General features: G+C 56.7%; 8 protein-coding genes. 7 read left to right on the top strand and 1 reads right to left on the bottom strand.

Going from position 1 to position 8,988, the window contains the following annotated elements; all coding sequences use genetic code 11:
• Positions 1 to 65: 65 nt before the first annotated feature.
• Positions 66 to 2,822, bottom strand: coding sequence for a preprotein translocase subunit SecA (gene secA, locus BDE01S_RS05725; RefSeq protein WP_066078523.1), 2,757 nt, complete (start codon positions 2,820 to 2,822; stop codon positions 66 to 68).
• Between the two features lie 146 nt (positions 2,823 to 2,968).
• Between secA and BDE01S_RS05720 the strand changes: the two genes are divergently transcribed.
• From BDE01S_RS05720 to BDE01S_RS05690, 7 genes are all read left to right on the top strand, one after another.
• Positions 2,969 to 3,418, top strand: coding sequence for a DciA family protein (locus BDE01S_RS05720; protein WP_066078517.1), 450 nt, complete (start codon positions 2,969 to 2,971; stop codon positions 3,416 to 3,418).
• A 359-nt stretch (positions 3,419 to 3,777) separates the two neighbouring features.
• Positions 3,778 to 4,323 (top strand): azurin, encoded by a 546-nt coding sequence (azu, locus tag BDE01S_RS05715; RefSeq protein WP_066078516.1) that lies wholly within the window; start codon positions 3,778 to 3,780, stop codon positions 4,321 to 4,323.
• Positions 4,324 to 4,428: 105 nt separating this feature from the next.
• Positions 4,429 to 4,938, top strand: a complete 510-nt coding sequence (locus BDE01S_RS05710) for a hemerythrin domain-containing protein (RefSeq protein ID WP_066078527.1) — start codon at positions 4,429 to 4,431, stop codon at positions 4,936 to 4,938.
• A gap of 100 nt (positions 4,939 to 5,038) precedes the next feature.
• Positions 5,039 to 5,656: an HI_0552 family protein gene (locus BDE01S_RS05705; RefSeq protein WP_066078512.1), complete on the top strand. Its 618-nt coding sequence runs from the start codon at positions 5,039 to 5,041 to the stop codon at positions 5,654 to 5,656.
• Between the two features lie 104 nt (positions 5,657 to 5,760).
• On the top strand, positions 5,761 to 6,894 hold the full coding sequence (gene dapE, locus BDE01S_RS05700; RefSeq protein WP_066078508.1) for a succinyl-diaminopimelate desuccinylase: 1,134 nt from the start codon (positions 5,761 to 5,763) through the stop codon (positions 6,892 to 6,894).
• Positions 6,895 to 6,990: 96 nt separating this feature from the next.
• The gene (locus BDE01S_RS05695; protein WP_066078505.1) at positions 6,991 to 7,746 is read left to right on the top strand and encodes a methylated-DNA--[protein]-cysteine S-methyltransferase; all 756 of its coding nucleotides are present in this window, start codon (positions 6,991 to 6,993) and stop codon (positions 7,744 to 7,746) included.
• 119 nt (positions 7,747 to 7,865) lie between these two features.
• Positions 7,866 to 8,861, top strand: a complete 996-nt coding sequence (locus tag BDE01S_RS05690; protein WP_066078502.1) for an ornithine carbamoyltransferase — start codon at positions 7,866 to 7,868, stop codon at positions 8,859 to 8,861.
• Positions 8,862 to 8,988 lie beyond the last annotated feature (127 nt).

The raw sequence follows: 8,988 nt of genomic DNA, 5'->3' as shown, positions 1-8,988 counted from the left end.
TTTCAATAAAAAAAGGCCGTCTGAAAATCCATATTTTCAGACGGCCCTTGTTCACATCTTAAACCTTAGTTCAATTTACCGTGGCACTGTTTGTACTTCAAACCGCTGCCGCACGGGCAGGGATCGTTGCGGTGCACGATATAGCCTTGGGCGGCCAGGGCTTCGGGGCTTAAGTCGATGTTGTTGGGGTTGAACGCATCGGTCACCAAATCGGTTTGCGATTCGCCCAGCAGGGTTTCCATGGCGGGCGCGTCGGCTTGGGCGGCTTGGACGTTGCTGACGGTTTGCTCCGGCAGCTCTTCGGCCACGTTTTCGTTGCGCTCGATTTGGACGGACGCCAGCAGCGATGCGATGTTGTGCTTGATGCTGCGCCACAGGTTTTCAAACATGGCGAAGGCTTCGCGTTTGTATTCCTGCTTCGGATTCTTCTGGGCGTAGCTGCGCAGGTGGATGCCTTGGCGCAGGTAGTCCATGGCGGCAAGGTGCTCGCGCCATTGGTTGTCGATAACCTGCAGCATGACGTTGCGCTCGAAACCGGCCATCTGCTGCTTGCCGACCAGCTCGACTTTTTCGGCGTATTCGGCTTCGATGCGGCTGATGATGCGCTCTTTGATGTCGGGGTTGTCCAGCGTATTGTCGGCTTTCAGCCAGGCTTGGATGTCGGCGTGTACGCGGAATTCGCCGGCCAGCTGGGCTTCGAGCGCGGGGATGTCCCACTGCTCTTCCATGCTGTCGGGCGGCATGTGCAGATCGACCAAATCACTGACGACTTCTTCGCGGATGTTTTTGGCCAAATCGGTTACGTCTTGGTTGGTCAGGATGTCGTTGCGCTGGTGGTAAATCACTTTGCGTTGGTCGTTGGCAACGTCGTCGTATTCCAATACCTGCTTACGCATATCGAAGTTGCGGCCTTCGACTTTGCGCTGTGCGCCTTCGATTTGGCGGGTCAGCAGGCCGTGTTCGATGGCTACGCCGCGCTCGGGGGCGAGGCGGTTGAGGATGGCGGCAGCGCGGTCGAGGGCAAACAGGCGCAGCAGCGGGTCTTCAAATGACAGGTAGAAGCGGCTGGAGCCGGGATCGCCCTGACGGCCTGCGCGACCGCGCAGTTGGTTGTCGATGCGGCGGCTTTCGTGGCGCTCGGTGCCGATGATGTGCAGGCCGCCGGCGGCCAATACTTTTTCATGCTCTTCCTGCCAGCCGTTTTCCAGCGCGGTGATGCGGGCGGCTTTTTCTTCTTCGCTTAGGGTTTCGTCGGCGAGAATGGCATCGGTTTGGTGCTTGAGGTTGCCGCCCAATACGATGTCGGTACCTCGGCCGGCCATGTTGGTGGCCACGGTAATGGCGCCGACTTTACCGGCTTGGGCAACAATCAGGGCTTCGCGCTCGTGTTCTTTGGCGTTCAAAACATTGTGCGGCAGGCCGGCTTGGGTGAGCAGGCGGGAAACCAGCTCGGAGTTTTCGATGCTGGTGGTGCCGACGAGCACGGGCTGGCCGTTTTCGTGGCAGGTTTGGATGTCTTTGACGACAGCCTCGAATTTTTCGTCGGCGCTGCGGAAAATCTGGTCGTTGAAATCTTTGCGCTGAATCGGGCGGTTGGTCGGGATAATGACGGTTTCGAGATTGTAGATGCTTTGGAACTCGAAGGCTTCGGTATCGGCGGTACCGGTCATGCCCGACAGTTTTTCATACAGGCGGAAGTAGTTTTGGAAGGTGATGGATGCCAGCGTTTGGTTTTCGCGCTTGATTTCCACGCCTTCTTTGGCTTCGACGGCCTGATGCAGACCTTCCGACCAGCGGCGGCCGGCCATCAGGCGGCCGGTGAATTCATCGACAATCACGATTTCGCCGTCTTGAATCACATAGTGTTGGTCCAGATGGAACAGAGTATGCGCGCGCAGGGCGGCCATCAGATGGTGCATCAGCGCGATGTTGCCGGCAGAGTAGAGCGAGTCGTTTTCGGCCAGCAGACCCATTTGGGTGAGAATGCGCTCGGCGTGCTCGTGGCCGGCTTCGCTCAGGATAACTTGATGCGCTTTTTCGTCCACCCAGTAATCGCCTTCGCCGTCTTCGGTTTCCTGGCGGTTCAGGTGGGCGGGTACGGCGTTCATAATGTGGTAAAGCTGCACATTGTCATCGGCCTGGCCGGAAATAATCAGCGGCGTGCGCGCTTCGTCAATCAAGATGGAATCGACTTCATCGACCACGGCGAAATTCAGCTCGCGCTGCACTTTGTCGTATTGGTCGGTCACCATATTGTCGCGCAGGTAGTCGAAACCGAATTCGTTGTTGGTACCGTAAGTGATGTCGGAACCGTAGGCCTGCTGGCGGAAAAACGGCTCCATATCGGCCACAATCACGCCCACGCTCAAACCCAGGAAGTTATACAGCGGCTCCATAATGCCGGCGTCGCGGCGGGCGAGGTAGTCGTTGACGGTCACAACGTGTACGCCTTTGCCGGAAAGGGCGTTGAGATACACGGCCAGCGTGGCGACCAGCGTTTTGCCTTCGCCGGTGCGCATTTCGGCGATTTTGCCGTTGTGCAGCACCATGCCGCCGATTAACTGCACGTCGAAATGGCGCATGCCCAAGACGCGGCGGCCGGCTTCGCGGCAGACGGCAAAGGCTTCTACCAGGATGTCGTCGAGCGTTTGGCCGCCGGCCAGGCGCTCTTTGAATTCTGCGGTTTTGGCTTGCAAAGCCTCGTCGCTCAAGGCCTGCATATCGGCTTCGAGCGCGTTGATTTTCGCTACGGATTTACGGTATTGTTTCAGCAGGCGGTCGTTGCGGCTGCCGAAGATTTTTTTTGCAAGGTTTGTCAGCATGGGTCTTCCCTATGACTTAGGGTAAAATAGGCATAATAAAAAAGCGATTTTAACACAATCTGCCGGTTAAGACGGGTAATCGTATTGCAAATGGCGGCGCTTGCGGCGGATTTCAATCATGCGGCGCGGCCGATGGGGATGATGATATGGATTTCGGGCATTTGAAGCGCGTAGGGCGGGGCGACGACGGCAACGCGCCCGGGCATCTGCAAAACCTGCTGCAGATTTCCCGCTATTGGCAGAAGCTGGATAGAGATGTTCAGCGGATATTGCCGGCCAACCTGCGGGCGCATATTCAGACGGCCTGTATCGAAAACAACGAGCTGGTGCTGCTGGCGGCCAACAATATGGCGGCCTCGCGCCTGAAAATGCTGCTGCCCTCGCTGCAGCCGCAGCTTTTGGGCGTGCACGAAGGGCTGGAGGCGGTACGCGTGCGGCTGATACCGAAAGCGCCGCCGCCGCCCAAAGCCAACCATTTGGCGCTGGGCGATGCGGCCGTCGGCGCATTCGAGCAGGCTGCGGAGCGCGTGGCGGCGCGGCATCCGGATTTGGCAGCGGCATTGGCGCGGCTGGCGGAGAAACATAAAAAACGCTGATGGCGCAGTCTGAGCAGCGTATGGAACAGCGCAGTTCAATAAGATATTTATATTCTGCAAGCGGCTTGAGTAGGCTGCGCTAAAATGCAGTGGCAGAGTGCGGCTGACGGCCGTGTACCGACGCTTCTAGCGGGGCGGTAGGGTAGGCGGCAGATGTTAAAAAACGTCAATAAAAGCAGGTGGGGCGGATTTTTCAGACGGCCTTCAAGGTGGGTTGTGTAAACCGAAGTAAATAGCCGTCTGAGTTTTGATTTAAATCAAAGTTTATTGCAAAATAAAGTCGCATACTTTGAATTTACCGAATTTGGGTATGCCCAGCAGCCCCGTTTATTTAGATATACACATCCTAGGAGATATACATGAAAGCTTATTTGGCACTGATTTCCGCCGCCGTTATCGGCCTGGCTGCCTGCTCACAAGAACCTGCCAAACCGGCTGCCGAAGCCGCACCTGCCGCAGAAGCTTCCGCTGAAGCCGCTCCTGCTGCCGAAGCCGCACCTGCCGCCGACGCTGCTGCGGGTAACTGCGCCGTAACCGTTGAATCCAACGACGCCATGCAGTTCGACACCAAAGACATCCAAGTGAGCAAAGCATGTAAAGAATTTACCGTGACTTTGAAACACGTGGGCACCCAACCTAAAGCCAGCATGGGTCACAACATCGTGATTGCCAAAGCCGAAGACATGGACGGCGTGTTTAAAGACGGCCTGGCTGCCGGCCCGGATGCAGACTACGTTAAAGCCGGTGACGAGCGCGTTGTGGCGCACACCAAACTGATCGGCGGCGGCGAAGAGTCTTCCGTAACCTTCGATCCTGCCAAACTGGCCGACGGCAGCTACAAATTCGTATGTACCTTCCCGGGCCACGCTGCTCTGATGAACGGTACCATCACTTTGGTTGACTAATCAGCCGGAAAACGACAGCCTGCTTTTGAAGCGGGCTGTTTTGTTTTTCAGACGGACTGATTGCACAATTTATCTGTCAACAGCCCCAAAACAGAAAGCCGCACCATGAACCCCTTTGACACCCGAAGCGTTACCTTTGCCGAACCCATCGACATGCTCTACGCCTGCCACGGCAAAGTACGCCGTTTTTGCAGCCAAGTCGATATGTTGCCCGGCTACATTGCCGAACACGGCTGCACCGAAGTCGTATTGCAGGCCGTGAGGCAAATCAGCCAGTATTTCAATGTGGCCGCACCCCTGCACCACGAAGACGAAGAAGAAAACTTCTTCCCGCTGCTGTTGCAATACGCCCCGCAGGCGCAGGCGGGCGTGGGCGAATTGCTGCGCCAGCACGAAAGCCTGCACGCCAATTGGAACGCACTTTATCAAGAGTTTCAAAATTTGGAAGCAGACCCGCAATACCCGCTGCAAACCGAAGTTTTGAAACGCTTTACCGAAGGCTACGCCGTGCATTTGGCTATTGAAGAGCCGCTGTTTGACATGGGCGAGGAATTTATTCCGCAGGAGAAATTGGCGGAAATCGGCAAGATTATGGCGGCAAGACGGCAGAAGTAGGGCATTCGCGACAATTGCGGCACCCCGAATAAGATGCACCCCAACGCACCAACATCCCGCCGCCTTTTCAGACGGCCTTCATCCTAAAAAAGGGACTCCCATGCTTACCCCCGCCAGCAGCGACCTTTTCAATATCCCGTTTTACCAATTTTCCCAACTCAAAAAATACCAGCCCGAGGCCATCCCGCAAATCAAAGCCGATTACAAGGCGCATTGGCAGATTTGGCAGCAGCTTATTTTGCAGGTTGCGGAAGATTTGGGCGAACCTTTTGCGCCGCCGCATATCGAGCGGTGGTGTAACGGCTGGCAGGTGCGCGCCCATTTTTTCGCCTATTTCAAATACGCGCAATACAAAGATTCCGCCGCGATTTTATCCGTGTTGCTCAACCGCCGCCGCCTGACCGTCAGCCTTGATTGGCATTGTTACAAAGCGGGCATATCGCCGATTGCGCTGCCCGAATACAACCAATGGCTGGATGTTTTGGACAAACATCGTTACGCCGGTTTCGATATGTGGCACGGCGCGGAAGACGAATACGCCGATTACCAAACGCTGGCGGCGCAAAACGACGCAGCCTTGCGCCTGCAAAGCTCGGACGATTTTTTCTGCATCGGCAGACACATCGAACGCGACGATTTGGGCAAACAAAACGAAGCCGGGTGGATAGCCGATACCATTCGCGAACTTTTACCCTTGTATGAAGCCTGTTTTCGCTGATATAGTTAAGCATTGTTAACCAATCAGCAACAGGCCGTCTGAAAAATTACGTGCAAACGACCGTTTCCCAATATTTTCAGACGGCCTGACTATTAAAAACCAACATGACCGAAACCCAATCCCTAGATTTAGCCAAGCAACTCATCGCCCGCCCGTCCGTGACGCCCGACGACCAAAACTGCCAGCAGCTTCTGGCCGAACGCTTGGCTGCCGTCGGCTTTACCATTGAAGAACTGAATTTCGGCGACACCAAAAACATCTGGGCGCGGCGCGGCAGCGCAGGCCCGTTGGTCTGCTTTGCCGGACACACCGACGTCGTACCCGCAGGGCCGTTGGAAAAATGGGATACGCCGCCGTTTGAGCCGACCGAGCGCGAAGGCCGCCTGTACGGGCGCGGCGCGGCGGATATGAAAACCAGCATCGCCTGTTTCGTCACCGCCTGCGAGCGTTTTATTGCCGCCAATCCCGGCCATCAAGGCAGCATCGCACTCTTGATTACCTCCGACGAAGAAGGCGACGCGCACGATGGTACGACCAAAGTGGTGGATGTGTTGAAAGCGCGCGGCGAAACCATCGATTACTGCATTGTCGGCGAACCGACCGCCGTTACCGATTTGGGCGATATGATTAAAAACGGCCGCCGCGGTTCGCTTTCCGGCAACCTGACCGTCAAAGGCAAACAAGGCCACATCGCCTATCCGCATCTGGCGGTGAATCCCGTCCACACCTTCGCGCCCGCGCTGCTGGATTTGACCCGGGAAGTGTGGGACGAGGGCAACGAATACTTCCCGCCCACCAGCTTCCAAATTTCCAATATCGGCGGCGGCACCGGCGCGACCAATGTGATTCCGGGCGAGTTAAACGTCAAATTCAATTTCCGCTTCTCTACCGAATCCACCGAAGCCAGCCTGAAAGCGCGCGTACACGCCATTTTGGACAAACACGGCGTAGCATACGGTTTGCAGTGGGCGTGTTCCGGCCAGCCGTTTCTCACCCAAGCCGGCAGGCTGACCGATGTCGCCCGCCACGCCATTCAAAAAGTCTGCGGCATTGACACCGAGCTTTCCACCACCGGCGGTACTTCAGACGGCCGTTTCATCAAAGCCATCGCCGCCGAACTGATTGAACTGGGCCCGAGCAACGCCACCATCCACCAAATCAATGAAAACGTTTTACTGGCGGATATTCCGAAATTATCGGCGGTGTATGAAGCGATGCTGGCGGAATTGCTGGCCTAGCCCGAACCACTGCAAAACATCATCAACAGGGTGCAGCAGTGCCGCATAATGTTTTGCGCATGACGATACAGACGATACAGAAGGATAAAACCCGCGATGCTGAGCCTGCCTTCTTTAGACACATTACCGACGCGCTGGCAGCCTTATCGGGACGGGATTGAGCGTGCGGCGGACGGCGAGGATGCCCTCGCGCATCTGCCCGCGCAGGACAGAGCCGGTTTCGAGCAGGATTTTGCCGCTGCCGTCGGTATGCCGTGGGCGGCTTATAATCACCTGCGCCGCGCGGCTGCGGTGCTGGCGCGGCATAGCTCGGAAGGCGGCGCAGAGCTGGCCGTATCGCGCATCGACACCCCTTTGGGCGAGATGCTGGCGGTGTTTGCCGAGGCGGAAGGTTTGAGCCTGCTGGAATTTGCCGATCAAAGCGGCGTAGATAAAGAATTGGCTGCGGTGCAACAGGCTTTCGGCGGCCGCTTTGTGTGGCGCGAATGCCCGGCATCGGCTTTATTGCGGCAGGAGCTGGCCGCCTATTTCCAAGGCCGTCTGAAAAATTTCAGCGTGCCGCTGCGTCCCGTAGGCACGGCGTTTCAGCGGCGGGTCTGGGCAGCGCTGCAAACCATACCTTACGGCAGCACGCTCAGCTACAAGCAGCAGGCCGAGCGTTTGGGCGATGCCAAAGCCGTGCGCGCCGTGGCCGCCGCCAACGGACAGAACAAAATTTCCATCATCATCCCGTGCCACCGCGTGATCGGCAGCAACGGCAAGCTGACCGGCTATGCGGGCGGCCTGTTCCGCAAGCAGTATCTGCTGAACTTGGAACAGCAGGATATTCAGACGGCCTTATTTGCCGGTTGAGCGCAGTAGGGCGTCCGTTCCGCCGCCTGCGCCCGGGATATGCGGATGTACAGATATAACAAAGCCTGCCGCGCTGCAGATGCAAGCGGCAGATATTTTCTACACGAGAAAGCCCGACTATGAACCTCAAAAACCGCCATTTCCTCAAACTCCTTGATTTCAGCCAAGACGAGATCCTGCATTACCTCGACTTGGCCGCCGAACTGAAAGCCGCCAAAAAAGCCGGACGCGAAGAGCAGAAATTGCGCGGCAAAAACATTGCCCTGATTTTTGAGAAAACCTCCACCCGCACCCGCTGCGCCTTTGAAGTGGCCGCACGCGACCAGGGCGCGGGCGTGACCTATCTGGAGCCGACCGGCAGCCAAATCGGCCACAAAGAAAGCATCAAAGACACCGCCCGCGTGCTCGGCCGTATGTACGACGGTATTGAATACCGCGGCTTCGGCCAGGAAATCGTGGAAGAGCTGGCGCAATACGCGGGCGTACCCGTGTTCAACGGCCTGACCGACGAATTCCACCCCACTCAAATGCTGGCCGACGCGCTCACCATGCTGGAACACAGCGGTAAGCCTTTGCACGAAACCGCGTTTGCCTATGTGGGCGATGCGCGCTTCAATATGGGCAATTCACTGCTGCTGCTCGGCGCGAAAATGGGCATGGATGTACGCATCGGCGCGCCGAAAGCCTTGTGGCCGTCTGAAAAAATCATCATGCAGGCACAGATTTTGGCGGAAGAAACCGGCGCGAAAGTGCTGCTGACGGAAAACGCCGAAGAAGCCGTAAAAGGCGCGGATTTTATCCATACCGACGTATGGGTGAGCATGGGTGAGCCGAAAGAAACCTGGGAAGAGCGCATCGCCCTGCTCAAATCCTTCCGCGTAACGCCCGAATTGATGGCGGCATCGGGCAACCCGAATGTGAAATTCATGCACTGCCTGCCCGCGTTCCACAACCGCGAAACCAAAGTCGGCGAATGGATTTTCGAAACCTTCGGCCTAAACGGCGTGGAAGTGACCGAAGAAGTATTCGAGAGCGAAGCCAGTATCGTGTTCGACCAGGCCGAAAACCGGATGCATACCATCAAAGCCGTATTGGTGGCATCGCTGGGCGGGTAGGGCGTATCGGCAAAAAAGGCCGTCTGAAAAATCTTGGTTTTTCAGACGGCTTTTTCCCGCAATGATACGCCCCCGAACCCCTAAGCTGTCCGATTACCGACACCGCCCGACTTCTACCACACAGCAG

This window comes from Bergeriella denitrificans NBRC 102155, from assembly GCF_001592185.1.
GTDB lineage: Bacteria > Pseudomonadota > Gammaproteobacteria > Burkholderiales > Neisseriaceae > Neisseria > Neisseria denitrificans.
This window is presented reverse-complemented; position numbering and strand designations above follow the sequence as displayed.

What these genes read in the sequence shown, in the direction of transcription:
- azu (WP_066078516.1), top strand. Translation starts at nt 3,778, where the DNA reads ATGAAAGCTTATTTGGCACTGATTTCCGCCGCCGTTATCGGCCTGGCT.
- BDE01S_RS05720 (WP_066078517.1), top strand. Translation starts at nt 2,969, where the DNA reads ATGGATTTCGGGCATTTGAAGCGCGTAGGGCGGGGCGACGACGGCAAC.
- secA (WP_066078523.1), bottom strand. Translation starts at nt 2,822, where the DNA reads ATGCTGACAAACCTTGCAAAAAAAATCTTCGGCAGCCGCAACGACCGC.
- BDE01S_RS05690 (WP_066078502.1), top strand. Translation starts at nt 7,866, where the DNA reads ATGAACCTCAAAAACCGCCATTTCCTCAAACTCCTTGATTTCAGCCAA.
- BDE01S_RS05695 (WP_066078505.1), top strand. Translation starts at nt 6,991, where the DNA reads ATGCTGAGCCTGCCTTCTTTAGACACATTACCGACGCGCTGGCAGCCT.
- BDE01S_RS05710 (WP_066078527.1), top strand. Translation starts at nt 4,429, where the DNA reads ATGAACCCCTTTGACACCCGAAGCGTTACCTTTGCCGAACCCATCGAC.
- dapE (WP_066078508.1), top strand. Translation starts at nt 5,761, where the DNA reads ATGACCGAAACCCAATCCCTAGATTTAGCCAAGCAACTCATCGCCCGC.
- BDE01S_RS05705 (WP_066078512.1), top strand. Translation starts at nt 5,039, where the DNA reads ATGCTTACCCCCGCCAGCAGCGACCTTTTCAATATCCCGTTTTACCAA.